30 protein-coding genes and 1 tRNA gene are annotated in these 23,985 nt (G+C 40.7%); 7 read left to right on the forward strand and 24 right to left on the reverse strand.

Annotated elements, in window-relative coordinates:
* Window positions 1-162: 162 nt before the first annotated feature.
* The 3 genes from J8Z24_RS08255 to J8Z24_RS08265 form a co-directional block, all read right to left on the reverse strand.
* Window positions 163-1,311 carry a 5-(carboxyamino)imidazole ribonucleotide synthase gene (locus tag J8Z24_RS08255; RefSeq protein WP_176031735.1) on the reverse strand — a complete coding sequence of 383 codons (1,149 nt, stop codon included), beginning with the start codon at window positions 1,309-1,311 and terminating at the stop codon, window positions 163-165.
* Between the two features lies 1 nt (window position 1,312).
* Window positions 1,313-1,795 (reverse strand): 5-(carboxyamino)imidazole ribonucleotide mutase, encoded by a 483-nt coding sequence (gene purE / locus J8Z24_RS08260; RefSeq protein WP_125254160.1) that lies wholly within the window; start codon window positions 1,793-1,795, stop codon window positions 1,313-1,315.
* Window positions 1,796-2,056: 261 nt separating this feature from the next.
* Window positions 2,057-2,275, reverse strand: coding sequence for a hypothetical protein (locus J8Z24_RS08265; protein ID WP_252095591.1), 219 nt, complete (start codon window positions 2,273-2,275; stop codon window positions 2,057-2,059).
* A 126-nt stretch (window positions 2,276-2,401) separates the two neighbouring features.
* On the opposite strand from J8Z24_RS08265, the gene J8Z24_RS08270 reads away from it, so the two are divergent.
* The gene (locus J8Z24_RS08270; RefSeq protein ID WP_252095592.1) at window positions 2,402-2,935 is read left to right on the forward strand and encodes a TetR/AcrR family transcriptional regulator; all 534 of its coding nucleotides are present in this window, start codon (window positions 2,402-2,404) and stop codon (window positions 2,933-2,935) included.
* Window positions 2,936-3,073: 138 nt separating this feature from the next.
* Window positions 3,074-3,934, forward strand: a complete 861-nt coding sequence (gene htpX, locus J8Z24_RS08275) for a protease HtpX (protein ID WP_252095593.1) — start codon at window positions 3,074-3,076, stop codon at window positions 3,932-3,934.
* 43 nt (window positions 3,935-3,977) lie between these two features.
* Here htpX and J8Z24_RS08280 read toward each other — a convergent pair whose 3' ends face one another.
* Entirely contained in the window at window positions 3,978-4,457 is a 480-nt protein-coding gene (locus tag J8Z24_RS08280) for a GNAT family N-acetyltransferase (protein ID WP_125254164.1), read from the reverse strand.
* A 118-nt stretch (window positions 4,458-4,575) separates the two neighbouring features.
* Between J8Z24_RS08280 and J8Z24_RS08285 the strand changes: the two genes are divergently transcribed.
* A complete protein-coding gene (locus J8Z24_RS08285) occupies window positions 4,576-4,776 on the forward strand; it encodes a hypothetical protein (protein WP_125254165.1) in 201 nt (66 codons plus the stop codon).
* 47 nt (window positions 4,777-4,823) lie between these two features.
* Here the strand turns inward: J8Z24_RS08285 and bioD are convergent, their stop codons facing one another.
* Genes bioD through bioB form a run of 4 tightly spaced genes read right to left on the reverse strand, consistent with a single transcriptional unit; the run spans window position 4,824 to window position 8,484 of the window.
* Window positions 4,824-5,516: a dethiobiotin synthase gene (gene bioD, locus J8Z24_RS08290; protein WP_252095594.1), complete on the reverse strand. Its 693-nt coding sequence runs from the start codon at window positions 5,514-5,516 to the stop codon at window positions 4,824-4,826.
* Window positions 5,513-6,298 (reverse strand): methyltransferase domain-containing protein, encoded by a 786-nt coding sequence (locus tag J8Z24_RS08295; RefSeq protein WP_176031739.1) that lies wholly within the window; start codon window positions 6,296-6,298, stop codon window positions 5,513-5,515. The genes bioD and J8Z24_RS08295 overlap by 4 nt, the downstream gene beginning before the upstream one ends.
* Window positions 6,295-7,437, reverse strand: a complete 1,143-nt coding sequence (locus tag J8Z24_RS08300; protein WP_252095595.1) for an aminotransferase class I/II-fold pyridoxal phosphate-dependent enzyme — start codon at window positions 7,435-7,437, stop codon at window positions 6,295-6,297. Before J8Z24_RS08300 ends, J8Z24_RS08295 begins: the two co-directional genes overlap by 4 nt.
* A 3-nt stretch (window positions 7,438-7,440) precedes the next feature.
* Window positions 7,441-8,484, reverse strand: a complete 1,044-nt coding sequence (bioB, locus tag J8Z24_RS08305) for a biotin synthase BioB (protein WP_125254169.1) — start codon at window positions 8,482-8,484, stop codon at window positions 7,441-7,443.
* A 148-nt stretch (window positions 8,485-8,632) separates the two neighbouring features.
* Here bioB and bioA point away from each other — a divergent pair, with 148 nt between their 5' ends.
* Entirely contained in the window at window positions 8,633-9,922 is a 1,290-nt protein-coding gene (gene bioA, locus J8Z24_RS08310; protein WP_252095596.1) for an adenosylmethionine--8-amino-7-oxononanoate transaminase, read from the forward strand.
* A 187-nt stretch (window positions 9,923-10,109) separates the two neighbouring features.
* The gene (locus J8Z24_RS08315; RefSeq protein ID WP_252095597.1) at window positions 10,110-11,447 is read left to right on the forward strand and encodes a KamA family radical SAM protein; all 1,338 of its coding nucleotides are present in this window, start codon (window positions 10,110-10,112) and stop codon (window positions 11,445-11,447) included.
* A 300-nt stretch (window positions 11,448-11,747) separates the two neighbouring features.
* Here J8Z24_RS08315 and J8Z24_RS08320 read toward each other — a convergent pair whose 3' ends face one another.
* From J8Z24_RS08320 to J8Z24_RS08375, 12 genes are all read right to left on the reverse strand, one after another.
* Window positions 11,748-12,713 carry a glycerophosphodiester phosphodiesterase family protein gene (locus J8Z24_RS08320; RefSeq protein WP_252095598.1) on the reverse strand — a complete coding sequence of 322 codons (966 nt, stop codon included), beginning with the start codon at window positions 12,711-12,713 and terminating at the stop codon, window positions 11,748-11,750.
* Between the two features lie 103 nt (window positions 12,714-12,816).
* Window positions 12,817-13,233: a hypothetical protein gene (locus J8Z24_RS08325; protein ID WP_125254173.1), complete on the reverse strand. Its 417-nt coding sequence runs from the start codon at window positions 13,231-13,233 to the stop codon at window positions 12,817-12,819.
* 150 nt (window positions 13,234-13,383) lie between these two features.
* Window positions 13,384-13,902, reverse strand: a complete 519-nt coding sequence (locus J8Z24_RS08330; protein ID WP_252095599.1) for a hypothetical protein — start codon at window positions 13,900-13,902, stop codon at window positions 13,384-13,386.
* 199 nt (window positions 13,903-14,101) lie between these two features.
* A complete protein-coding gene (locus J8Z24_RS08335) occupies window positions 14,102-14,539 on the reverse strand; it encodes a hypothetical protein (protein WP_252095600.1) in 438 nt (145 codons plus the stop codon).
* Between the two features lie 109 nt (window positions 14,540-14,648).
* Window positions 14,649-15,041: a hypothetical protein gene (locus J8Z24_RS08340; protein WP_252095601.1), complete on the reverse strand. Its 393-nt coding sequence runs from the start codon at window positions 15,039-15,041 to the stop codon at window positions 14,649-14,651.
* Window positions 15,038-15,718: a hypothetical protein gene (locus J8Z24_RS08345; protein ID WP_252095602.1), complete on the reverse strand. Its 681-nt coding sequence runs from the start codon at window positions 15,716-15,718 to the stop codon at window positions 15,038-15,040. The genes J8Z24_RS08340 and J8Z24_RS08345 overlap by 4 nt, the downstream gene beginning before the upstream one ends.
* Window positions 15,699-16,124, reverse strand: coding sequence for a hypothetical protein (locus J8Z24_RS08350; protein WP_252095603.1), 426 nt, complete (start codon window positions 16,122-16,124; stop codon window positions 15,699-15,701). The genes J8Z24_RS08345 and J8Z24_RS08350 overlap by 20 nt, the downstream gene beginning before the upstream one ends.
* A gap of 115 nt (window positions 16,125-16,239) precedes the next feature.
* On the reverse strand, window positions 16,240-16,836 hold the full coding sequence (locus tag J8Z24_RS08355) for a hypothetical protein (RefSeq protein ID WP_252095604.1): 597 nt from the start codon (window positions 16,834-16,836) through the stop codon (window positions 16,240-16,242).
* A 120-nt stretch (window positions 16,837-16,956) separates the two neighbouring features.
* Window positions 16,957-17,211, reverse strand: a complete 255-nt coding sequence (locus J8Z24_RS08360) for a hypothetical protein (protein WP_252095605.1) — start codon at window positions 17,209-17,211, stop codon at window positions 16,957-16,959.
* A 339-nt stretch (window positions 17,212-17,550) separates the two neighbouring features.
* On the reverse strand, window positions 17,551-17,952 hold the full coding sequence (locus J8Z24_RS08365) for a hypothetical protein (protein WP_252095606.1): 402 nt from the start codon (window positions 17,950-17,952) through the stop codon (window positions 17,551-17,553).
* A gap of 33 nt (window positions 17,953-17,985) precedes the next feature.
* On the reverse strand, window positions 17,986-18,372 hold the full coding sequence (locus tag J8Z24_RS08370; RefSeq protein ID WP_252095607.1) for a hypothetical protein: 387 nt from the start codon (window positions 18,370-18,372) through the stop codon (window positions 17,986-17,988).
* A gap of 82 nt (window positions 18,373-18,454) precedes the next feature.
* Window positions 18,455-18,976 (reverse strand): hypothetical protein, encoded by a 522-nt coding sequence (locus tag J8Z24_RS08375; protein WP_252095608.1) that lies wholly within the window; start codon window positions 18,974-18,976, stop codon window positions 18,455-18,457.
* Between the two features lie 307 nt (window positions 18,977-19,283).
* Here J8Z24_RS08375 and J8Z24_RS08380 point away from each other — a divergent pair, with 307 nt between their 5' ends.
* Window positions 19,284-20,243 (forward strand): integron integrase, encoded by a 960-nt coding sequence (locus J8Z24_RS08380; protein ID WP_252095609.1) that lies wholly within the window; start codon window positions 19,284-19,286, stop codon window positions 20,241-20,243.
* 271 nt (window positions 20,244-20,514) lie between these two features.
* Here the strand turns inward: J8Z24_RS08380 and J8Z24_RS08385 are convergent, their stop codons facing one another.
* Window positions 20,515-20,949: an AAA family ATPase gene (locus J8Z24_RS08385; protein WP_252095610.1), complete on the reverse strand. Its 435-nt coding sequence runs from the start codon at window positions 20,947-20,949 to the stop codon at window positions 20,515-20,517.
* Window positions 20,950-21,177: 228 nt separating this feature from the next.
* On the opposite strand from J8Z24_RS08385, the gene asnS reads away from it, so the two are divergent.
* On the forward strand, window positions 21,178-22,575 hold the full coding sequence (asnS, locus tag J8Z24_RS08390) for an asparagine--tRNA ligase (protein WP_125253939.1): 1,398 nt from the start codon (window positions 21,178-21,180) through the stop codon (window positions 22,573-22,575).
* A gap of 99 nt (window positions 22,576-22,674) precedes the next feature.
* On the opposite strand, the gene bamJ is transcribed toward asnS, so the two are convergent.
* The 3 genes from bamJ to J8Z24_RS08405 all read right to left on the reverse strand — a co-directional run bounded on the left by bamJ (window position 22,675) and on the right by J8Z24_RS08405 (window position 23,936).
* Entirely contained in the window at window positions 22,675-23,289 is a 615-nt protein-coding gene (bamJ, locus tag J8Z24_RS08395; protein ID WP_125253938.1) for a BamJ family beta-barrel-assembly machinery protein, read from the reverse strand.
* A 119-nt stretch (window positions 23,290-23,408) separates the two neighbouring features.
* On the reverse strand, window positions 23,409-23,792 hold the full coding sequence (locus tag J8Z24_RS08400; protein WP_125253937.1) for a hypothetical protein: 384 nt from the start codon (window positions 23,790-23,792) through the stop codon (window positions 23,409-23,411).
* A gap of 53 nt (window positions 23,793-23,845) precedes the next feature.
* Window positions 23,846-23,936, reverse strand: a tRNA-Ser gene (locus J8Z24_RS08405).
* Between the last annotated feature and the right edge of the window lie 49 nt (window positions 23,937-23,985).

Consider the following 23,985-nt stretch of genomic DNA (forward strand, 5'->3'; position numbering starts at 1 on the left):
CAGTACATTTGAAAAAGAGTTCCAAAAAAACAGCAAAAAAGTAAACTTTTTTAATGCTATCAAAAATTGCATTTTTATCAGGGAGCTAGAGCCACTAGCAAGCTTGTGAGAAACTAAGTGCTGAAGGAGTTAATAAAAAAACTTAACTCCTTCTAAAATGTGTTAATTTAAGACTAACTGCTGTGCAGTGTCCATCACACCGGGGTAATGCTGCTCTGGTAAAATGTCGGCCAGCTCAGCCAGTACTTCACCTAATTTATGTAAAGAGTCTGCTGAAACATTAATGTGTCCAACTTTGCGTCCTGGTTTTGCAGATTTACCATACCAGTGGCTAGTGACTCCAGGTATTGCGAGTACTTGTGGTGGGATATGCGCTTGTCCTAACACATTTATCATAGCAGTTGGACGCAGTAGATTTGTATCACCGATAGGTAAACCCGCTACAGCACGAATGTGGTTTTCAAACTGACTTACGTGAGCGCCCTGCTGAGTCCAATGACCTGAGTTGTGAACTCTTGGAGCAATTTCATTAACCAGTAGCTGTCCTTCAACATCAAAGAATTCGATAGCTAAAACACCGACATAATTCAGCTCATTGGCGAGCTTGGAAAATGCTTCTTCTGCTTGAGCTTGAATACTCGCCTTTTCTTTACCTGCAAGAGAAAGCGTCAGTACACCATTTGTGTGCTGATTTTCTGTCAGAGGATATATTTTGCAATCGCCCTCTTTTGTTCGAACACCAATAATTGATACTTCGCGATCAAATGGGATCATTTTTTCCGCAACAATAGAGTGAGGCTGCGCTTGTGTACCTGCTTGCAAAAATGCTGACATTTCATCCCAGATTGCATCGATTTCTGCTTCTGACTTTACTCGCCATTGCCCTTTTCCATCGTATCCCGCTTGGCAAGTTTTAACCACCAATGGCATACCAAGTTCATCAATTGCTTCAAGAAAGTGGGATCTATCTGTGATAATTTTAAACGGTGCACATGGTACTTTGGTCTTGTCCAAAAGTGCTTTTTCTTTTTCTCTGTCTCCACCCGTCGCAATGGCTTCAGCACCGGGATAAAACTTACCACTTTGTTGGCACAAAGCCAGTATATCCAGTGGGATATGTTCAAACTCAGCAGTAATCGCATCGGCACTTTCGATTGCTTGTTGAAGTGACTCTGATGTCGTTGTAAAAGTAACGGGGTTTATTACTGTTTTACTACCAACATCGTAAGCAAGCACTTTGATATCTAGATGAGTTGCTGACAGACTCATCATACGAGCCAACTGGCCCGCACCTAAAACAAGAATATTCATGTTACTTCGCAGGGTCTGGGTTAGCTAATACGGTGTCTGTTTGCTCTTTTCTGAACGCTTCTACCTTTGCAAATATTTCAGGCTGTTGACAACCTAAGATTTGAGCTGCTAACAATCCTGCATTTGCAGCACCGGCATCACCAATTGCAAGCGTGCCTACTGCAACACCTTTTGGCATTTGGCAAATAGAAAGTAATGAATCAACACCGTTTAGGGTCTTCGATTTTACTGGAACTCCAAGTACCGGTAAGCTAGTGAATGCGGCTGCCATACCAGGCAAATGCGCAGCGCCGCCGGCACCGGCAATAATTACTTTGATCCCACGCTCAGCTGCTGTCGAAGCGTAGTCAGCCAGAAGCTGAGGTGTGCGGTGAGCAGAAACCACCTTTGTTTCATACTCGATACCAAACTTTTCCAACATTTCGGCTGCATGCTGCATTGTAGGCCAATCTGATTTTGAACCCATAATGATGCCAACGGTCATAATAATTCCTCGACTAATTTTGAACGATACAGAGCTAAGGCCCTTCATGCCTTAGCTCGGCGCATTATACCTGAGTTCGTCTTTAATGCGAAGAATCAAGTTATTGGAACAATCGGAGCAGTGATTACCAATTCAAAACTTACTTTTTTGCAGTTATTGGACTGCGTAGTAACGTAATTCTATCCGTGTACAGCCTTACGCACTGACTATTCAACATATGGAAACACGAATTTAATGAGTGAAATAAAGTTTGAGCTGTGCCTAACCTCGGACTCTATTATCATTAGTTTGTACTGTTAATTCTAGACCTTTTGCCCTTTTAAGGTGAGCAAAGAAAGATTTTGGCCCCATAATCAAACACAAAACAGCCAACCCCCCTGGCAACAAAACAAGCTTCAATATTGGTCCTAGTACATAGCTATAAAAGCCAATGAACGGCATAAAAAGTATATATCCTATGAATAAATGCAACTGCTGCATGGTCGAGACTCCTATCTTTTTTTGAGCGTGCTCAATTATAATAATGAGCGCGCTCAAAAAATGCAAATTATATCTGAAATTACTTATAACCGTGCTACAATTGCCTGCAAATAAAATGGTAACCTTATGAAAAAAAGAGAAATTACATATAAGAAGATCCTAGAGTCAGGTTGGCTGCTGTTCCAGCAAAAAGGCTTTGAAGAGACCACTACAAGGCAAATTGCTCAACAGGCAGGTGTTGCCACGGGCACGGTATTTGCGCACTTCCCTACTAAGCTAGAGATTTTAAAAGTAGCGATGTACGAACAGATAGAGCAGCTCATAGCACAAGCCCAAAAATCTGATACTCAACACAGCGCCAGCTTGAAGCTTAGGCATTATACTAAATACTTATTTGCCTTTTATCTTGAGAATCGCGCGTTTAGTAAAGAACTAATAACTGGGATAATCTGGCAGAGCCATTTTTTCTCTGCTCAGTTGGACTTATTTAAGCAGCTACTTTTTAGTGAGCAGGAATATGATGAATTAAAAGCTTCGGTAATGATGGATTGCTACTTTATGACGGTAATTGAAGGGTTAAATGATGAGACCTCTTCTGTTGATGATCTTATCTATAGATTATCACAAAAGTTAAAATTAATTAGCCATCAGCATGTATGATGTGTTCCTTTTGAAATATTCATGTAATTTAACTTGTACTTTTGTACAGATGGCCATATAAATGCAGCAAGGGCTGATGTAATAAGCAAGTGCTTGGGAAAAGTTACTTAGTTCCTTACTTTGTCTAATGAGGTCAAAATGAAACGCGTCATCTTATTCTTGATAACTAACTTAGCAGTTATGCTGGTGTTAGGGATCGTGCTATCTATTATAATGTCTGTATTTGGCATATCTAGCCGTAGTTACACTGGCATTATGATTATCGCCGCCGTATTTGGGTTCGGTGGTTCCTTTATTTCATTGTTTATGTCCAAATGGGTGGCTAAAAAGTCCACTGGCGCAGTTGTTATTGAACAGCCACGTAACGAAACTGAACATTGGCTAGTATCAACTGTAACGCAGCAGGCTAAAAAAGCAGGAATTGCTGTGCCTGAAGTTGCAATTTATGATAGTCCTGAAATGAATGCTTTTGCTACAGGCCCTAGTAAAAATAACAGCCTAGTTGCTGTTAGTACAGGCCTGCTGCATAACATGAGTCAAGACCAAGCCGAAGCGGTATTAGCGCATGAAGTATCACATGTCGCCAATGGTGATATGGTTACGCTTACGTTGATCCAAGGCGTGGTTAATACCTTTGTAATCTTCTTTGCCAAAGTATTAGCTGGGATTGTAGATAACTTCTTGAATAGTGATGAAGAAGAGTCAGGCGGTAGTTGGACGTATTTTATCTTCGATATGATCTTCCAAATACTGTTCGGAATTTTAGCCTCTGTCGTCGTTGCCTATTTTAGCCGTAAACGCGAATTTGCAGCTGATAAAGGCGCAGCAGACTTAGTTGGTGCACATAAAATGCGTTCAGCTTTAGAGCGTTTAAAGCATAACCACGAATCGCAGCTTGAAGGCTCAATGATGGCTTTTGGCATTGCATCTGGTAAATCAGTGGCTGATTTCTTTGCATCACATCCACCGCTAGATGAGAGAATCAAAGCATTATCGTGATAGAATGTAGATAGATTACAGGGCAGCGCTTAGCTGCCCTTTTTTATAGCGAAATACGATATAACCCGTCACTTACACAGCAAAACCCTAATCGTGATAATAAGTTAAGCGAGCGATGATTTTTAGGAGATACCCTTGCTAACACTGTAGAACAAGCAAAAGGTAGTTGTTTTGCTTGTTTAAATAGGTGACTGAGCGCTTCAAACATCAACCCACTCCCCCAATACTCAGGTGAAAGTTCGTAGCCTACATAAATGCCATCGGGCTCTTCATGTTCTAGATAAAAGCCAACACACCCAATGATCGTGTTGCTCTTTTTGCAAATAAGGCAAAAACGTCCTCCAATTCGTTCATACAATCGCTCAATATCCATCTGGATCATACACTTTAAATCTACTTCCGTGAGATTATCACCATAATCATTAAAGGCTTTGACTTGTGGTAAATTGAGTAACGGAAGTAATTGACTACAATCTCTATGACGAATTGGTCTAATAACCAGTCTATTGGTTACGAATTCCATTTAAGGCCTACACAAATAAGTGATTGATGCAATAGTAGCACTATTGGTAACGATTGGATCTTTCAATTTTATGATTTATTGGAATGTTTTATAATATCCATTTTTGGGAATAGTATAAATGAGCGAAGAATTCAAAGTCATCCCACCTACAACAAAAGTTTATTGCCCAGAGCGAGGCGAAGGCTGGACATTAACAGGTATTACAGGAATAGATGAAAACGCGTCAGTGATGTTTTCTGGGGTGCGTTACACTATCTCAGCAAAAGAAATCATAGGTTCTTTATTGCCCAATTATGAAGCAAAACACAAAGCCGAATAAATACACCTTAAAAGCGGCTAAAATAAGCCGCTATCAAGTTCACTTAGCTATACCGAAGACGGCAAATTAAACAACGATAGCAGCGAAGCACGCAGTTGTAGTTTTGGCGTACCGTCACTGTATGGTGCAGTTGCAAGTAACGGACAATCTAAACGCTGTTTAAGGCTATCAAGGTTTTCTTCAAACACAGCCATATTAGGATCCACTTGATTGGCAATCCAACCCACCAAATTAAGCCCTTTTTGTTTTATCGACTCCGCGGTTAAAAACGCGTGGTTTAAACATCCAAGCTTCATACCTACCACCAAAATGACCGGAAGCTGGGCTCGCGCAACCCAATCATATAGATATTCTGTGTCATTGATAGGGAGCGCCCAGCCACCTGCGCCTTCACACAATATATATTCGGCCCCTAATTGGCTTAGATCTTCATATCGAGCTTGTAATTTATCAACGGTGATCTCAACATTCACCTGCTTTGCCGCAATGTGAGGAGCAATAGGCGGAGCAAAACAAAACGGATTCACTTGTTCGTAGGTACCATGCACAGTCGCCGCTTCCATTAGACTGATAGCATCAACATTAACTAACTCACCAAACGCCTCTTCTGCATCAGCTGCAATGGGTTTAAAACCGATAGCTTGCTTAGTATGCTTTGCTAATAGCCTTAACAACAAGGTAGAGATGTAGGTCTTACCTACTTCGGTATCTGTTCCGGTTATAAAATATGCGTGTTTCATTTTTGTAGTTCCAAAAAGCCCACTTGATAACTTACATCAAAACCGCAGCCACTTTGCGGATAATGTCCTAATAAACGCCTAAACGCCGTCTTACCCAATAGTCCTTGGCGCTTTGTTGGCGCTTTAACGTCATTGGCACCGATTTTTTTAACTGAGCGCAACGCCTTGAGCGCAGAATCATATCTATCGATTAAGGTTTCTTCTTGTGTCCAAACTACCTTAAACCCTGCTTTTTCAGCAAATTTGCTAAGTTGCGTTAAAGTATGGAACGTATTGACATGACTACACTCATCAATTGCTTGCCAAGCAGTGTTGATTTCGGCTAATGAGCCAGTTAATACCGAGCTAAGTATCACACGCCCCTGATTTTTTAATACTCTATAAAGCTCTTGAAATAGCATTTCAGGTGAATTGGACCATTGAATAGCAAAGTTACTAAACACTAAATCGATGCAGTTTGCTTGCAGCGCTAATTTGTCCATATCGCAGCAAACACTCGCGCTCAAATTTACTTGGCTTGCGAGCATTGTATAGCTTAGATCTGCACCTAGATATTGGGTGGTATACCCTTTGAGTCTGTGGTAGTTTTCATGAGGCCCACACCCCAAATCAAGCAAACAAGGAAACATACGCACTACCCCCGGCTCGCTATTGTTCTGAGCTAAACGAGAGAACAATATGTTTGCGGCTTGCTTTTGTACATTGGCGTGTTGTGAGTACGTTTTCGCGGCTTTAGAAAAACACTTAGCAGTTTGTGTTACTTCTGCTTTTGCTTTACTCATGACACCTCCACTAGAGCAGAAACTAGATATTCAATATCTTGAGTGCTGTGTTCTGCCGTGATTGTTATACGTAAACGCGCTGTATTTTGAGGTACGGTCGGCGGCCTTATCGCCCCTACCCAAATTCCTTTTTGCTTGAGCTTATTTTGTGCTGCTATCACATTTTCGCTCGTGCCGAATACCAGTGGCTGGATGGCTGTGTCGCTTGGAATAGGTGATAGCTTAGTGCCACTAATTAATTTTTTAAAATACGCAATGTTCCTCGACAATTTGTCCCTAGGCTCTGTAGCCAACAGCAATCTATTAAGCTGGTGTAAAGCCACACTGGCCATAATTGGCGATAATGCCGTGGTATAAACAAACTCACGGTTAAATTGCACCAAATATTCGATAACCTGCCGACTGGCTAATACTGCTGCCCCTTGGCTGCCCATTGCTTTACCAAACGTTACCACTAGTATTTCTGGTTTAATACCTGTATCTACTGTTCCTAGGCCATTTTCACCAATCACTCCAAAGGCGTGGGCATCATCAACCATTAGCCATGAAGAATGGGATTGCGCAAGTTTACTTATTTCAACAATAGGTGCGGTATCTCCATCCATAGAAAATACACCTTCCGTAACAATCAATTTATTGTTAGCTTTTGTTTTTTCCAGTCTCGACCTTAAGTGGTTCAGATCATTATGGTTAAAGCGCACAAATTTAGCATTTCCGGCTAATCCACCATCTATTAAGCTGGCATGATTTAATTTATCTTGAAACACCGCTGCACTAAATTGCTTTTCTCCAGAGGTAAATAATGCCTTGAGTGTGCTAGTATTCGCAGCAAAACCACTTGGAAATAACAGCGCAGCTTCATAGCCAAGTGCGTCACACAGTTGACGTTCAAGCTGTTGATGTACGCTCAAATACCCTGTTACCAATGCCGAGCTTCTGCTTCCAGCCTCTATAGAGACCAGCTGAGTAGCATCTAGTTTAGTCGCAAGGCCGAGATAATCATTGCTCGCAAAGTTAAGGTATTGCTCACCGGCAACAGTAATTCGACTTGCACACGCATGCTCTACTAACACGCGCCGCCTAAACAGCCCTTCGGCGCGACGCGTTGCAAGGGCTTGCCTTATATATGAAAATGACATCAATTAGTTTGCTTCGTAGAACAACTCTGACGTCGCTTTATCGGCAATAGCTGAACTTAACGATGCTTCATAGGCTTCATCTGAATAGTCTTCGCGCGTCTCAGGGTTCATGCCCAACTTTTTGATCAGATTCATATCTGCATCTGCTTCTGGATTCTCTGTGGTCAGTAGCTTATCGCCGTAGAATATAGAGTTTGCACCGGCAAAGAAACACATAGACTGCATTTGTTCATTCATTGCAGTTCTACCTGCAGATAAACGCACATAACTATGTGGCATCATAATACGCGCGACGGCAATCGTACGAATAAACTCAAAATGATCTAAGTCATCAACATTTTCAAGTGGCGTGCCCTTAACCTTAACAAGCATATTAATCGGTACACTTTCAGGTTGCTTTGGTAAGTTTGCAAGTTGAATCAACAGACCATAACGATCAGATGCCTGCTCTCCCATTCCAACGATACCACCAGAGCATACCTTCATGCCTGCGTCTCTAACATGATCAAGCGTATCTAAGCGGTCTTGATATGTTCTTGTGGTAATAATTTGTTCGTAATACTCAGGAGAGGTATCCAAATTATGGTTGTAATAATCAAGGCCCGCCTCTCGTAGCGTATGTGCTTTTTGATTATCAAGCTTACCCAAGGTCATACAGGTTTCTAGGCCAAGCTCCTTTACTTCTTTGACCATTTTGGCGATGTAAGGCATATCCCTGTCTTTAGGATCGGACCACGCTGCCCCCATACAAAAGCGCGTCGCCCCTTTTTCTTTCGCCAGCTTTGCTTGAGTTACAACCTTCTCCACTTCCATCAAGCGCTCACGCTCTAGATCTGTTTTATAGTGGCCTGACTGCGGACAGTATTTACAATCTTCAGGGCAAGCTCCCGTTTTGATAGACAGCAAAGTTGAGATCTGTACTTCATTGGGGTTGAAATTTTTGCGGTGAATGCTTGCAGCATAAAAAAGTAAGTCATTAAAAGGCATAGTGAACAGCGTTTTTACTTCTTCATGTGTCCAATCGTGTCTTAGCGCGCCTAATTCCATATTTTCATTCTCTTTTTATTCTTGCCTAAATTTAGCGCACGGATACCGTGTGGTGGTTAAATTTAGAGCATTCAAACTGACGGTGATTGGCTTAGTCTACTTCTTAGCTTAGTATTGTCAACGTTGCATGCGCCCACAAGGTTTACAAATGAACAATAAAAAAACAATTGATATTGAATTTGATCGCCAGCACATTTGGCACCCCTACACCTCAATGATTGACCCTTTACCTGTTTATCCAGCCAAAAGAACGTTTGAAAACAAAATTGAGCTTGAATCTGGTGAAATACTCATTGATGGTATGGCCTCTTGGTGGAGCGCTGTACATGGCTATGGACACCCAGAAATAATCACGGCAATAAAAAACCAAGCCGACACCATGAGTCATGTCATGTTTGGTGGTCTAACCCACCAGCCTGCCGTTGACTTATGCAAATTACTTATAGAGCTAACCCCTGCACCACTTAATCGAGTTTTTCTCGCCGACGGCGGCTCTGTGAGTGTGGAAGTATCAATCAAAATGGCTATTCAATATTGGCTGAGCAAAGGCAAAAAAAATAAGACCCAAATTATGACGGCCAAAAAGGGCTATCACGGTGACACATTCGCAGCCATGAGTGTGTGTGATCCTGTCAACTCCATGCACGCGATGTACCAAGGCTTTTTACCTGAGCAAGTGTTCGTCAACGCTCCTAGTAGCAAATTTGAAGGCACTCAATGTCAAGAAGAGCTCAACCAGCTGGAAGCCGCTTTTGCAACCCACCATGAAAATGTGGCGGCGTTTATTATCGAACCCATTGTGCAAAATGCAGGAGGCATGAACTTTTATCACCCTGATTACCTAAAAGCGCTTAGGAAGCTATGTGATAAATATGAAGTGCTGCTGATTTTAGATGAAATAGCCACTGGGTTTGGCCGTACTGGTAAAATGTTCGCTTGTGAACACGCCGATATTTCACCTGATATCATGTGTGTAGGTAAAGCACTAACCGGTGGTAATATGACACTAGCCGCGACCTTGGCTACAGAGGACGTGGCATTGGGTATTAGCCAAGGTGAAGCTAAGGTATTAATGCACGGCCCGACTTTTATGGGCAACCCACTTGCCTGCGCTGCTGCCGTCGCCAGTTTAACACTCCTAAAGCGTAAAGAGTGCGACGCCAATATTAAACGAGTATCTAAAGCGCTAGAGGCACTCAAGCATTGTGAAAATCTACGTGCAGTAAAAGCAGTCAGAGTGCTTGGTGCAATCGGTGTTGTTGAAGTAGATAGAGTGGTCGATGTCGCCAAAATTCAAAAGTTCTTTATCCAAAAAGGCGTATGGATAAGACCGTTTGGCAAACTTATTTATATCATGCCTGCATATATTTCATCTGATAAAGACATCTTAACGTTAGCTGATGCCATTTATGCAGCAATTGCAGATGATCATTTTTAATTGGTAATTTTAAAGGAGTTAGGTCTAATTAATGAGCTAACTCCATTAAACTAATCCAAAGAGATTACCACAAAGCTGTGAAGTTGCATTTTTTCGAACTTTCCGACATTTGTACCTGAAATGATAATAGCAGCATGTTACCATGCTCGTTTTTATAATTTGCAAGTGAGAAAGAGACAAACTAAATATGCAGCAAACCGTCAAATTGCAGCCAGCTGAAGCTTACCAGCCACCTCGTTTTACCGTTTATCAGCACCGCCAGATCGATAAGATTGAGCAACTAGATAAACTGCCAGAGCATCTGCGCTTTCAAATGAAAGTCGTTGCCAACGTATTTCCTTTTCGCGTTAATAATTTTGTAATTGAAGAGCTTATCGACTGGGACAAAGTGCCTAACGATCCTGTGTTTCAATTAACTTTTCCACAGCGTGGTATGTTGGATGACGAGTCTTACGATAAAATGGCTGCGCTGTTGAGAAAAGAACATACCCCAGAAGAGGTATTTAACCTTGCGACTGAAATTCGCCAAAAGTTAAATCCACACCCTGCTGGGCAAATGGAAAAAAACGTCCCTGAATATGAAGGTGAGCGTGTAGACGGGATCCAGCATAAATATAAAGAAACCGTTTTATTCTTCCCATCTCAAGGTCAATACTGCCATTCATATTGTACATTTTGCTTCCGCTGGGCTCAGTTTGTCGGCAAAGCAACGAGATTCAATAATAATGATGCCGAGCTACTTCATAATTACTTAGCACAGCACACCGAAGTGACGGATCTCTTGATGACTGGTGGCGACCCTATGGTTATGCGCACTGTTAAACTACGAAAATATCTAGAGGCATTGAAAGAGCCAAGGTTTGATCACATTCGTACTATCCGTATCGGTACGAAGTCCCTCACCTTCTGGCCATTTAGATACGTAACTGATCCGGACGCACAAGATTTGCTAAAGTTACTAAAAGAACTTGTTGACGCTGGTAAACACGTATCAATTATGGCGCATGTTAATCACAAGCAAGAACTTCGTACAGAAGTCACCCGCGAAGCAATCAAGCTCATACGTAAGACTGGTGCTCAGATAAGAACACAGGCGCCTCTTTTAAATAATATAAACGTAGATGCAGATATGTGGGCCGAAATGTGGAAAGAGCAAACTCAGCTTGGCATGATCCCATACTACATGTTTATCGAGCGTGATACAGGAGCCAAGCGCTACTTTGAAATTCCACTACATAAAACGTGGGAAACCTTCCGTGAAGCTTACAAACAGGTCTCTGGAGTCAGTCGTACAGTGAGAGGTCCTTCAATGAGTGCAGGCCCTGGTAAAGTTGAAGTGTCAGGTGTGACTGAGATAGCCGGTGAAAAGGTATTTGTGCTGCGCTTTATTCAAGCACGAAACCCTGACTGGGTGCAGCGCCCATTCTTTGCCAAATTTGATGAAAATGCTCACTGGCTAGATGACTTAAAGCCAGCATTTGGAGAAGAAAAATTCTTCTGGCAAGACGAATACGACGCCATGTAAATGTAAAAAAATCAAAAAAGCCAGCAAATTGCTGGCTTTTATTTGGCGCATGGCTTGGATACAAAATGAGTTCACTCATTGCCTTTAAAATCACATTAAAGTATTTCCTTATCTAGCCAGGTAATTTTGCAATAACTGCTTGCTAAAAGCGTTAATTTGATGCTCAACACCGAATTTGCCTTCTATCGTCACATTGTATTGTACAGCAATTTTTTCAACGCCTTCCGACTCAAGAATTACCTTATAAACCTTGTGAGTTAACAACTTTTAATCTTTCGAAGTTTTACAAAGTTCCAATTTTTATTCTTTGGAAATAACGTCCTGATTGATGCGTTTGTCAGCTTGTGTTGCACGAATAAAATCAAGATCACTAGTGATAACTCCAATACCCGATGCCACAACGTCATTGTATGGTTGAGTGATCGGTTCATGTCGAGACCAAAGGTAAACATCCGAACCATAGCTCTGAAGTCTTGATGCTAGGCGTTCAGGATAGCCCCAGAAATACTTTGTCATCGAGGGAGGTATAAAAAGAACAGTGTTCCTACAGGACTCTGGAACTAACCCTGCCCATCCAACTAAAAGATAACCTATTGCGCAATTCTTGACACTATCAACGCTTGCTAACCGCAAAGATGGATCCTTATTTCGAAACCATTCCATACCTTTTGAAGAGGTGATGACAATATGGTTAGGTATTTTTCCTGATAGATACTCATATAGAGTTTCGAATGAACGTATGTCGTTATTCTTTAGGTTTAACCAAAACTCATACTTTGGATATCGTTTATAAAACGCCTCTAACTTGGAAATCTCAAAACCTTTCCCTCTAAATGGGAAGGTCGCACCATCGTCAAACGTGTATCCATATCCTGCATCAATACTTTTCAACTGCTCAAATGATGTTTTATGTACCGGCCCAGAGCCGTTTGTAGCACAATCTAATGTCCAGTCATGAAAAACTACCAGTTGATCATCACTAGTTTTGTGCACATTTAGATGAATTACCTTAGCTCCGGCTGCGATGGAAGAAGCCACAGCTTCTAATGTGTTCTCAACTGAATTGGCCCTTGATGCTTTTATAGAAAGGGAGGTACAGCCAGTTTTATTTAATTCTTCATAGTTAACTGCGCTTCCGCCGCCTCGATAGGCTACAATCTCGCCATGTCGCCGTAGGTCAGGAACGAATACATAAGCATTAATAACCCCTAGAGTAATTATGCAAGTAAGAGGAATCAAAAATATCTTAACTATTTTTATAAACATTTATTATCTGAATCCTTGATAAATAATCGATGAAAGCTAAGGCTCAATTAATAGGGTTAAAAATAGTGGGCTAAAATTTGTAACGCATGAACAAAGCCAACTGTTATTTGTCCGCGTTTACAACTTTGTTAGATGACACTAATTCAGTAATTATTGGAGGCTCATGAGCTAGGATTGATACGCACTCATTCAAACCAATAATTAGATACTCCCGTGCTTCACAAAGCTTGCCTGTCACGAAATGAGCTCGCGTTTTTTCTAAAGAGTTCCAACCACCTTCAATTACTTCAAAACACCAACCTTTAGTCAAATCACATTCGGACCAAAACTCACCCAAGTCACCTTCATCAAGAACCCTAAAGCCCCATGATGCATCAAAATTGGCTTTTATTTTCCAACTCTTTGACTCAACGGTAATATCTAAACCGTTATTAGATAGTTTAACTTCATCAACTATCGTACTGCGATCTGATTTATATGGTGATTCAATTAATAGCACCTTAGGTTCGAATATCATCATAGTCTTCTAACGCCAAATTAAGGTGTGAACAACGCTGACACCTTACCTAAAGCATTGTGCCATAAACACTAAACTGACTTGAAGTGACGGCGCCAAGCGTTGTGAATCACACTTAAATTTCTTGTTAGGTTATTCTGCGCCACTCAGATTTCAATCGACATTCGCTTCGATCTGCTTCGACAAAACGTATAAAGCTGCGGATTCATTGCGAAGGACTCTAGCAATCTCTGCTAGGTCTTTAATTGCTAGCTCTTGGTTTAAGTCACTAAAAAACACATCACTATCCACATGCTCCAACAATTCGTTTAGCGATGAGTTTACTTCTCTTCTACCTACTAAGATTCGCGCAACATGATTTGTAACCACGTCTATCAGATGTTGAGAATTATTATTACCTAACGATTTAGAAATACTTTGATAAAAATGCTCAATCCTTGTGTAGGGGATGCTGTTCTCAGGAATCCACCGACCTGCACCTAGCTTTCGTAAACTCTGCCTGTCAATCTCATTCCCAGCAATAAGCGACTTAACTATTTCCTCCCAAATATTCGCTAAGTCATCAGCTTCGATAGCAATACGCTCAATGAACTGTTGTGCATTCTCATTTTTTCTTCGTCTTCGTGAATCCAAAATATTAATTATTTCTAGAGGGTTAATTGTAATTTCCATATACCATCCTAACCTAACATTTTATTCGTGCGCATGCGCGTTTACCTCGTTGGACCAGTGAAAACGCGCGCAGTTAACTATCAGTATGTAAAGAACTTATCAGCATTCTTCTAAATATACCATCTAGAAAAATGCAAATAACAGTGGGTGTCACTTGTTTCTTTCTTTTGTTTTTGTCCGCCCTTTTTGATTTGCCTTGTTATACGTTTTGTAAACGTTGTTTTACTTGTTCATAAAACTCTGAATATCCTGAGCTACCTGGGCGGCTAAGATCGAGCTCTCTATTTGAATAATAAGTGAAAGTTTGATGAAATTTGCTGTTTTCTGAAACGACTACTTCATTGATACAATCATCGTATTGGTCAGCTGTAATATCAACTATTACAGAGCCATTTACAACTAACCATACATGAGAATCGCTTCCAATTTCACTTGGCTCTCTCTTAGGCCTTTGGTTGAAAGTTGCTATGACATTTTCATAGCCTAATTCGAGTAAATATAAACCCAGCATTTGGCTTGTTACTTCGCAAGAAGCTATCGGAAACGTATCTAGCTCCCCTCCAACATACCCAGATTCGCTTATGGCTTCATTTATTGCGTATCTAAATTCACGCGCAATTCGCTCTATTTGTTCCACATAGCTACCTTAACGTATAACGCCGCCTTAAGCGGTGAGTAATTGTTGGCTAAAATGTGAAGCGAAGCGGAACCGAGCCAACTGTTACGAATCCGACTTTAAGGTCTTGTTAGAGCAACAAACGAAGGATCATACCAAGACCAGATAAGCTTAAACCTGTGAAGAAGAACCATTGTTGCACTCTAGGATGAACTATGCTCGGCGCTTCTTTTGTAAGATAGTCTTTATTCAAAGGAGTAAAAAACATATTAGGAGCGAACCCCATACCTATTAGAATTAGAGTCGCACCTATAGACATTACCAGTTCTGCTGGAACAAACTCAACAATTAAAAAGTCATATGCTCCGCTTACCAGAAGCAAAGCAGCTAATGTAAAGCATACGCAAACAACGACCTTTTCCTTCATAAAAAAACCTCTCATATCTACTAACTCCAACAAGTTTGCTCTAACGCACAAAGCAGCGGTGCGAAGTATCCGCTGGCTTTGCTTGTTAAATTTCATTCCATTTCTTGGTGTATGAACTTAATGTCATAAAAATTACCAGAACTTCCATATTTCTCTATAGCCTCATCACTTGAGTAGAGCAAGAGACAACAAGGTGGATTCGACCTAGCTACAGTTTGAGGCCATTTTTTGAACTTTGTATTTCTCGACTCATTGATGAAACTCATCTCTCTTCTAACACCTAGTATTTCTTTTAATATCCCTTTCCTCATTCCGGTATTTTTACACTCTACACCAAGCCAAATTTGTTGTGGCAGTGGGTAAGAGTCTAAATTCGGGTCAACCATAAGGATATCCAGTTCATGATAGTCGCCATATCGAGGTGTTGTTGAACGATGATATTCAGAGGTGTTTAGGTAACTCTGAGATATAAAGCACACGTCAGTCCAAATTTCAGCCACTAAATCATCATCGCGATAAGCCTCAATACATGGATATGCTCTATTTATAGGCCCTGTACCGCGTTTCAAGTAGACTTTCTCTCCAACACTTAGTACTAGCCTCAGACCTTCCTGACTTTTTAAAGAGCTACAAACAGAGGCTAAGACGTATGCTTCGTAAAGCTTTCCAGCTTTTTCATCGTCTTTTATGACTTGGTAATCAGATTCATCTGGTGCTTCGATATTGTCTTGAAGCATGTTAACTATTTCATTTTTAAGGGAAGCTAGGTCCATTACTTGGCCCTCTTGGTGAATTTTCTGGGGTGTTAGATAGTGTGTAGCTAAAACTCTCTATTCTGGATATTAAAGCTGAATAGTCCCTTCCTTTTCTAATGTTTTCGGAATTTCTGTTATAGCGCCTAGCTTCTTCTTCGGTAAATGATACTTCAATATCTTTGATAGGTTTTCCTGACTTGGTTTCAATTGAGTAATTGAGGAGATCGAGTATAGAGTCACCGATTTTAGTATTTCGTTCTTTAAGCATCTTCAGTAACCACTCAATATATTTTTCAACTGAGTCTTTACCATCTAAGTGACGAGTGAATTCCATATCTATAATTTGATCCAATTGACTGAATCCTGCGGAAGAAACCTCTTGGCGAAGAAAGAGATATAGTTCATTAAATTCATCCTTAGTCAAAATCTACTCCCGTAAATTTAACGCCTTACTAATGGGCGCATAAATACTTGGCTAAAATTAGCGACGAAGGAGCACAAGCCAAGCGTTTTGCGTCCTTTTGAGTAACGTGTTAGCACTACTTTAAATGCTTAAGAACCGACTCTCCAAACTTTACTTTAAATACACTGGTAGTTGTATTTACCGACAAAAATAGATTTTTATAAGAGCCTGAACATCTATTTTTAACATAATCGTTTATATGTTTTTTAAAGTCTGAAGATAAAACGAATGTAGCTTGTTGACCATATGCCAAAGAAACAGGTATCGGTGAGCTTAAATGGGAAAACTGTTGTATGCACATTGCAACTGTTGAATCAGCAGAGTGAATGGTGATTGAATTTATATAACTTGGCTTATTACCAATACTTGTTACATTGACAGCTAAAGCGTCATTTGGCTCACCTTGAATGACAAAAACATCGAAAACACATTTTAATTTTTCACTATTATTTTTCCTTTGTTGCTCAGCAAGCCAAAGCGATGTAAAAACGGCTGCTAAAGTTCCAAAGCCAGCCACCCAGCTCCCCATTGCACTTAGAGAAGGGATCAATACATCTTTTAATGAGTCTTGCTCAAAAGTAACGCCGAAACTAACTCCAATCACAAAGCTAAGGGCTGCAATTAAAACGACCACAACAGCAACTGAAATTAACTTAATATACTTCCAACTCACAAAACCTTCCTTGTAGTGCTAACGCCTTAATAAACGGCGAAAAATAGCAGGCCAGACTAAGCGAAGAATGAGCGCAAGCCTGCTGTTTTGCGTCCACTGTTTAATTAGTTTGTTATACGGCTACTCTTCAAAAATGTTACTGACTAGTTTTTTTAATTCCACCAAGTGGTCTAAGCCTCGTTGTTTACTGTTATAAGTCGGAGTCCAGTAACAATATTGACCGTAATTTAGACCGCTCTTAGGTTTAAAACACCATTTTGAGCCATGAAAGCCAATCACTGTATCATTGTTTAGTCTAAGAACCGCCAGCTCATACTGCGTCTTAATTTTATTTGCCAAGCTATCCGGTAATATTGCAGATTTACTATATTTCATAAAAGTCTCCGATATAGAATCTATAGCCACTGGCTCATATAGTTCGTAAAACAAGTGGCTTTGTTCTGAGTAGCAAAACTTATATACAGCCTTATATATACCATATCTGCCCCAACTTAATTCAAGCTCAAATAGCTTCCCATCAAATAGTTTATCTGTAGCACAATCCTCTTGATTAGCTTCAACACAGGGACTTATCAACATTAATAGTAATAACAGAAATCTCAATATGTTCGCCTTGCTGTATAACGCCGCGTTAAGCGGTAAGTAATAGTTGGCTAAATTTATGGAGCGAAGCGGAACCGAGCCAACTGTTATGAATCCGCCTTTAACGCCTTGTTATGCTTCGCTCTCCCACGGTAGTTGTAGGTAAATTAGTGACGCAGTAACAAAAATTATTGCAACGAAAAACTGAGCTAAGCGTATATTAATATCTGTTGCATCAAGAATGTTTGCGACTATGTATAGAATAATCGTTGAAACAGATATAACTGACCCAAAGATTACAGAGCAAATATATCTATTTAAAGAACAAATTTTAAGTTTTGTATAAGTAAAAACACCTAGAATCATCACAGGTAGAAACACTAAAAAATATAGAGGGAAAAATAGATCTTCCTTACTTTCATCGTGAACAGCATCAAAAATTATCTTAATGCTAATTCCTACAATGACAATGCAAATAAATTTAGAAGTAATTTTTAAATTGGACCAAAACTTATTTTTGAACTCATCTATCAATTAAAACTCCATTCTCTCAAGACGCATAACGCCTCAATAATGGGCGTAAAAATGCTTGGCTACAATTAGCGAAGTATGAGCGCAAGCCAAGCGTTTTGCGTCCATTTCATTGACTTGTTTGGTGTTCTTAGCGCCATACTTTTCGTAAGCAAGATCATTTTCGAACACGTCCAACTGGACAATGAAATCAACTTCATCTGACCAGTCACCATTTTTTAGTTCGTACCATTCATCAGTTGCAGGCTCAAAATGATCATCAGCATATGGCAGGTCAACTTGACCGCCTCCAACTCTATCGACAACAACAGTATTGTCATTGAATGTATTAACCACACCAAAAAAAGTGTCGAATTTTATATTTTCTTCTTCGTCTATATGTTTAAGAGACACTAAGAGAACTTTATTGTGCAGATCTAACATAGACACCTAACGCCTTGCTAAGAGGCGCAAAACGCTTGGCTAAAATTAGCGACGCAGGAGCGCAAGCCAAGCTTTTTACGTCCTACTTGAGCAATTTGTTAGGCTTCGAGCTACGAACCCACTTAAACAACCCAATATTTATAAAACAAGCAATTATAAAAATAAACAAGCTTGACCATAAAAGAAGATTACTAGCGTGATTAAGTTGGAAATAGCTAGAGCTTGGCTTATAGGGTGAACCAAACTCGTTGTCTAAAGCTCTTTCAAGGTAATCGCAGTAATGAAGAAACCAGCTAGTTTCGTGAACAAAATTTTCAGATACGTAATTAGCGAACATTACTTTCTGAGGATACCAGCCTTGAATAAATACATACTCACCAACTTCCCCTTTCCACACGCCCAATACCTTATGTTTACTTACGCGATCTTTTAACTGCTCAATTGGTTCACTAACCTTAATTACAACATCTGATTGTTTGTACAAATTAATAACAAATTCAGACTCTTGATTGTGAAATGCGGCTTGCATACATGGCGGAGGTGAAGAAAGACCATAAGATGATAATGAATATAATGCCAGAATTATTAAAACAAAATATCTCATAGAAGCCTAACATTTTATTCGTGCGCATGCGCGTTTACCTCGTTGGACCAGTGAAAACGCGCGCAGTTAACTATCAGTATGTAAAGAACTTATCAGCATTCTTCTAAATATACCATCTAGAAAAATGCGCATGCGCGTTTCCCAAACCTATTATCTCAAATCGAAAATAAATAACCTCCTGATAAAAATAACATTTTTAATTTATTCATGCGAAAACGCGCAAAAATTTTTTCATTATTTCCCTTGATATCCAAGAACTTTAGATAATACTGTATACATATACAGCACTGTGAAATAAGGAGTTATCATGAGTCTAAAAAGCCCATTTCTGAAAGGTCTTCAGGAAGAAATGCGTATGCGTGGTTACAGCATTAGAACAGAAAAAACCTACCTATATTGGATTAAGGCATTCATTAACTTTCACCACAAGCGTCACCCTGAGACAATGGGAACGGAAGAGGTTACACAATTTTTAACTTTCCTTGCCAACCAACGAAATGTGGCTATCAACACACAAAAAATTGCACTTAACGCGTTAGCCTATTTGTATCAGAAGCATTTGCACCATGAGCTTGGGGATTTAGGCTTTTGCTATGCCACTAAACAAAGACATTTACCTACAGTGTTATCCCCATCAGAAATCTCACTAATACTAAATGAACTTGATGGCCGCGATAGACTAATAATAGAACTACTCTATGGTAGCGGACTAAGAGTTTCAGAATGCCTCAGGTTACGTATCCAAGATATTGATATTGTTAGAGCTTCGCTGACCGTTAGAGACGGAAAAGGGCATAAAGATAGGCAAACCATCCTCAGCAATAGATGCTCAAAAAAGCTCACTACATATATTGAAATGGCTATTAAGATTCAACAGGATGACAACCTTCACGGGATAGGTCCATCTTTGCCAAATGCAGTAGAACGCAAGTATCCCAACGCGTTTAGGCAACATGGGTGGATGTTTATTTTCCCTTCCAGCATTACTTGTATCAATCCTTATACAGGAACACTTTGCAGGCACCATTTACATCAAAGTGTTATTCGTAAAGCGCTCGGGAATGCCGTGCGTAATATTCAAATAAATAAACGCGTCACCTGCCATACGTTTAGGCATAGCTTCGCAACCCATTTGCTTCAAGCTGGTCGTGATATAAGAAGTGTTCAAGAATTACTGGGCCACAATGACGTTAGTACCACACAAATCTATACACATGTACTTGGCCAACATTTTGCAGGTACAACTAGCCCGTTAGACACAATATAAATGTCAGAGCCCTTTCGAAACTCAGTAGCATTACTAAAATTAGGTCAACTGAAGCTAAAAAAGTTGGTTGCACATTCCACTGCTGAAACGAAATTGGGCTGGAATGAGTTGACTAACCGGCCGCTATGTAGAATGAAGCTAACATTGACGACCGTCTCTTGTTTGCTCGAAGGCGAACTCTAAACCCGCTCTTTTTGACTGTAAGATCGGATATTGTACTACCCTGTTTAACTGCACGAGCATTGTTAGCGTTACACTTCCCTAAGCTTTATCACCATTCGAAGAGGTGTGCCATTTTCGAAATCGTTTTCAGCCCAACGCCATGGCTATTTCGTTTGGCGTATAAATGTTGTAGTGACTTATCCCTAATTTCGCCAACGATCACTTCTTTAACTTGATAACCCATCGCAGTAGCCGCAGAGGCGTAAGCAACAAATTCCCACTTTTTAATATTGGTGTTATCAACGACCACAAGCGGGATCCCCTCTGCTAGTGCGTTTATAAAACGGGCAAGATTTAAATTGTGGTACTCGGACAAGCGCTGCTTTTCAAAGTAATACTCACCATTTTCATTAACGAAAAAGTCGTCCGTTGAGCAAATAAAATACTGTGTTTCATCACCAGCAACTAAGTCATCAGCTAGCGTTTGCGCGTAATGCGATTTACCAGAGCCTGGTAGCCCCCTCAAAATAAAAACTTGTTTCATCGAATTTTGAACGTCACTGTTAGTATTATTTAAGTAATTTTTATCATCGAATGTTCATAATGCCACAACATCGGTATTTTTTCATGGTTTTAGTCGTTTAATTGAGTGTAGTTTTTTGCATTTCAGTGTTTTTTTATTTGTTCATCGCAGGTAAGATACGGCTTACATGACGATAAGACATTCTGTCTTTTTAATTTACAAATAAAAAATAAATCATTTGGAGTAAAGATGAGCCACACAGCGATAACGGAGCTACTAGCAGGCACCGTTGCGGTTGACAGCCAAGTTACAGTAAAAGGCTGGATCCGTACACGACGTGATTCAAAAGCAGGTATTTCATTTCTAGCCGTTCATGACGGCTCTTGTTTTGACCCTATTCAAGCCGTAGTCCCTAATTCGCTGAATAATTATGACGAAGTGACTCGTCTTACTGCTGGGTGTTCAGTAGCGGTGACTGGTGTGCTTGTACAATCTCAAGGTCAAGGCCAATCTTTTGAGATCCAAGCTAACAGTGTTGAGGTATTAGGCTGGGTCGAGAATCCTGATTCTTACCCAATGGCGGCAAAGCGCCATAGTATTGAATACTTACGCGAACATGCACACCTTCGCCCGCGCACTAACGTAATGGGCGCAGTGACACGTGTGCGTAACTGTCTTGCACAAGCAATTCACCGCTTCTATCACGAGCGTGGCTACCAGTGGATCAGCACACCTATCATTACCGCGAGTGACTGTGAAGGTGCAGGCGAGATGTTCCGTGTATCTACACTTGATATGAACAACCTACCACGCACAGACAAAGGCGATGTAGACTATTCAGAAGACTTTTTTGGTAAAGAAGCATTCTTGACGGTATCAGGTCAGCTTAACGGTGAAACCTACGCCAGTGCCCTTTCAAAAATCTACACATTTGGCCCGACATTCCGCGCTGAGAACTCAAACACGTCTCGCCACCTAGCTGAGTTTTGGATGGTTGAGCCTGAAGTTGCGTTTGCCGACCTGAACGACATTGCAGCACTTGCAGAAGATATGTTGAAGTATGTGTTTAAAGCAGTACTTGACGAACGTCGTGATGATATGGAATTTTTCGCACAACGCATCGAAAAAGATGCCATTACTCGCCTAGAGTCATTCATCGACAAAGACTTTGCTCAGGTAGATTACACAGATGCTATCGACATTCTTAAAGCATGTGATAAAGAGTTTGAATTCCCTGTTGAATGGGGCGTCGACTTACAGTCTGAGCACGAACGCTACCTAGCTGAAGTACACTTTAACGCACCAGTAGTAATCAAAAACTATCCTCGTGATATTAAAGCGTTCTACATGCGTCAAAACGAAGACGGTAAAACCGTTGCCGCAATGGACGTTGTTGCACCTGGTATTGGTGAAATCATTGGTGGCTCACAACGTGAAGAGCGTTTAGATGTGCTAGATGCGCGTCTTGAAGAAATGGGCTTGAACAAAGAAGATTACAGCTGGTACCGTGACCTACGTAAGTATGGAACAGTGCCTCACTCAGGCTTTGGTCTTGGCTTCGAGCGTTTGGTTGCATATGTAACGGGTATGGGCAACGTACGTGACGTGATTGCGTTCCCACGCACAAAAGGTAGTGCAACGTACTAAGTCTTAGTAATACCAAAGTTGTGCTCTTATCGACTTTGGTTAAATGTAAAAAGGCCTTCATTTAGAAGGCCTTTTTGTTTGTGTAACAAATACTATTTATTACAAAACTTCTAGTAGCTCAACGTCGAAGATTAACGTTGAGAAAGGTGCGATTGATGCACCCGCACCGCGCTCACCGTATGCAAGCTCGTGTGGAATGTATAGACGCCATTTAGAGCCAGCAGGCATCATTTGTAGTGCCTCAGTCCAGCCTTTGATAACACCATTTACAGGGAATTCAGCTGGCTGACCACGCTCGTATGAGCTATCAAACGTTGTACCGTTAATAAGTGTACCGTGGTAATGAACGCGTACTTTTGATTCCGCTTCAGGCTTAGCACCCTCGCCTGTTTCAACAACCTCGTATTGAAGGCCAGACTCAGTTACCGTTACTTCTGCACGCTTTGCATTTTCCTCAAGGAATGCAATGCCCTCAGCAGCCAATACTTTCGCTTCTTCTTCACGACGCTGTTGGATCTCAGCATTGATCTTTTCAAATGCTGCTTGGATTTCAGGGATCTCAACGCGGAAGCTGTCACCAGCATAAGCGTCTTTCATACCTTCGAATACAGAGTTAAGGTTTAAGCCTTCGAAAGGATTCGCTTTTAATTGCTCACCCATCTGTAAGCCAATACCATAGCTCGCTTTATCTGCGTCTGTGTTGAATTGAGACATAGTCTTTCCATATTTTTATTTAACAAGAATTTATGATTGTATCACAGCAAAATTACTCAAGATACCGAAGCTGCTGGAATATCAAGCACTCGAGCTCAGCTGCAAAGACAAAAAAACCGCTAACTAGCGGCTTTTTCTTCGGCGTATTGTTTGAGTTTTTTCATCACAAAGGTTGCAAACGGTAGTAACAAAACTAAGCCAACATTTAGCTCGTCACTGTATTCACCTAAGCTACCAGTAAAATAGTGACCAAAACCAATAACACCACACAATGCAATAACCACACTCGCCAATTGCGGCCAGCTCTTTTCATATTTTGTTATTAAGTGGCCTGCCAGACAATTAAATAAAAACACATGTAATAGTGTCATCGTTATGTCTGGATCTTGTTGCGAGTCAATCGATAGCGTAAGCGCCATGTTGAGACCACTAAGATAAAAATAACTAAATACAATCCAAAGAGAACTATGTTTTATTATTACAATATTACTAGCCGCTGACATGTACGCCTCCAAACGAAAAAAACCGCCAAATAAAGGCGGTTTTGGGAATGAGGTGGCGGAGAGATAGGGATTTGAACCCTAGATACGCTATTAACGTATGCCGGTTTTCAAGACCGGTGCTTTCAACCACTCAGCCATCTCTCCGTTGTTGGCGCGCATTTTATGGATTAAATACCCGCTTGTAAAGCTCTAT

It is taken from the genome of Pseudoalteromonas sp. SCSIO 43201 (genome assembly GCF_023716725.1).
GTDB lineage: Bacteria > Pseudomonadota > Gammaproteobacteria > Enterobacterales > Alteromonadaceae > Pseudoalteromonas > Pseudoalteromonas peptidolytica.

Bases quoted from the DNA above. Each gene is read 5' to 3' on its own strand.
- asnS (WP_125253939.1), top strand. From the start codon at position 21,178: ATGAGCCACACAGCGATAACGGAGCTACTAGCAGGCACCGTTGCGGTT.
- htpX (WP_252095593.1), top strand. From the start codon at position 3,074: ATGAAACGCGTCATCTTATTCTTGATAACTAACTTAGCAGTTATGCTG.
- J8Z24_RS08370 (WP_252095607.1), bottom strand. From the start codon at position 18,372: ATGTTAGATCTGCACAATAAAGTTCTCTTAGTGTCTCTTAAACATATA.
- J8Z24_RS08270 (WP_252095592.1), top strand. From the start codon at position 2,402: ATGAAAAAAAGAGAAATTACATATAAGAAGATCCTAGAGTCAGGTTGG.
- J8Z24_RS08295 (WP_176031739.1), bottom strand. From the start codon at position 6,298: ATGAGTAAAGCAAAAGCAGAAGTAACACAAACTGCTAAGTGTTTTTCT.
- J8Z24_RS08325 (WP_125254173.1), bottom strand. From the start codon at position 13,233: ATGATGATATTCGAACCTAAGGTGCTATTAATTGAATCACCATATAAA.
- J8Z24_RS08300 (WP_252095595.1), bottom strand. From the start codon at position 7,437: ATGTCATTTTCATATATAAGGCAAGCCCTTGCAACGCGTCGCGCCGAA.
- J8Z24_RS08345 (WP_252095602.1), bottom strand. From the start codon at position 15,718: ATGGACCTAGCTTCCCTTAAAAATGAAATAGTTAACATGCTTCAAGAC.
- J8Z24_RS08340 (WP_252095601.1), bottom strand. From the start codon at position 15,041: ATGAAATTTAACAAGCAAAGCCAGCGGATACTTCGCACCGCTGCTTTG.
- bamJ (WP_125253938.1), bottom strand. From the start codon at position 23,289: ATGTCTCAATTCAACACAGACGCAGATAAAGCGAGCTATGGTATTGGC.
- J8Z24_RS08330 (WP_252095599.1), bottom strand. From the start codon at position 13,902: ATGGAAATTACAATTAACCCTCTAGAAATAATTAATATTTTGGATTCA.
- J8Z24_RS08360 (WP_252095605.1), bottom strand. From the start codon at position 17,211: ATGAAATATAGTAAATCTGCAATATTACCGGATAGCTTGGCAAATAAA.
- J8Z24_RS08320 (WP_252095598.1), bottom strand. From the start codon at position 12,713: ATGTTTATAAAAATAGTTAAGATATTTTTGATTCCTCTTACTTGCATA.
- purE (WP_125254160.1), bottom strand. From the start codon at position 1,795: ATGACCGTTGGCATCATTATGGGTTCAAAATCAGATTGGCCTACAATG.
- J8Z24_RS08400 (WP_125253937.1), bottom strand. From the start codon at position 23,792: ATGTCAGCGGCTAGTAATATTGTAATAATAAAACATAGTTCTCTTTGG.
- J8Z24_RS08380 (WP_252095609.1), top strand. From the start codon at position 19,284: ATGAGTCTAAAAAGCCCATTTCTGAAAGGTCTTCAGGAAGAAATGCGT.
- J8Z24_RS08255 (WP_176031735.1), bottom strand. From the start codon at position 1,311: ATGAATATTCTTGTTTTAGGTGCGGGCCAGTTGGCTCGTATGATGAGT.
- J8Z24_RS08285 (WP_125254165.1), top strand. From the start codon at position 4,576: ATGAGCGAAGAATTCAAAGTCATCCCACCTACAACAAAAGTTTATTGC.
- bioA (WP_252095596.1), top strand. From the start codon at position 8,633: ATGAACAATAAAAAAACAATTGATATTGAATTTGATCGCCAGCACATT.
- J8Z24_RS08315 (WP_252095597.1), top strand. From the start codon at position 10,110: ATGCAGCAAACCGTCAAATTGCAGCCAGCTGAAGCTTACCAGCCACCT.
- J8Z24_RS08385 (WP_252095610.1), bottom strand. From the start codon at position 20,949: ATGAAACAAGTTTTTATTTTGAGGGGGCTACCAGGCTCTGGTAAATCG.
- bioB (WP_125254169.1), bottom strand. From the start codon at position 8,484: ATGGAATTAGGCGCGCTAAGACACGATTGGACACATGAAGAAGTAAAA.
- J8Z24_RS08280 (WP_125254164.1), bottom strand. From the start codon at position 4,457: ATGGAATTCGTAACCAATAGACTGGTTATTAGACCAATTCGTCATAGA.
- J8Z24_RS08375 (WP_252095608.1), bottom strand. From the start codon at position 18,976: ATGAGATATTTTGTTTTAATAATTCTGGCATTATATTCATTATCATCT.
- bioD (WP_252095594.1), bottom strand. From the start codon at position 5,516: ATGAAACACGCATATTTTATAACCGGAACAGATACCGAAGTAGGTAAG.
- J8Z24_RS08265 (WP_252095591.1), bottom strand. From the start codon at position 2,275: ATGCAGCAGTTGCATTTATTCATAGGATATATACTTTTTATGCCGTTC.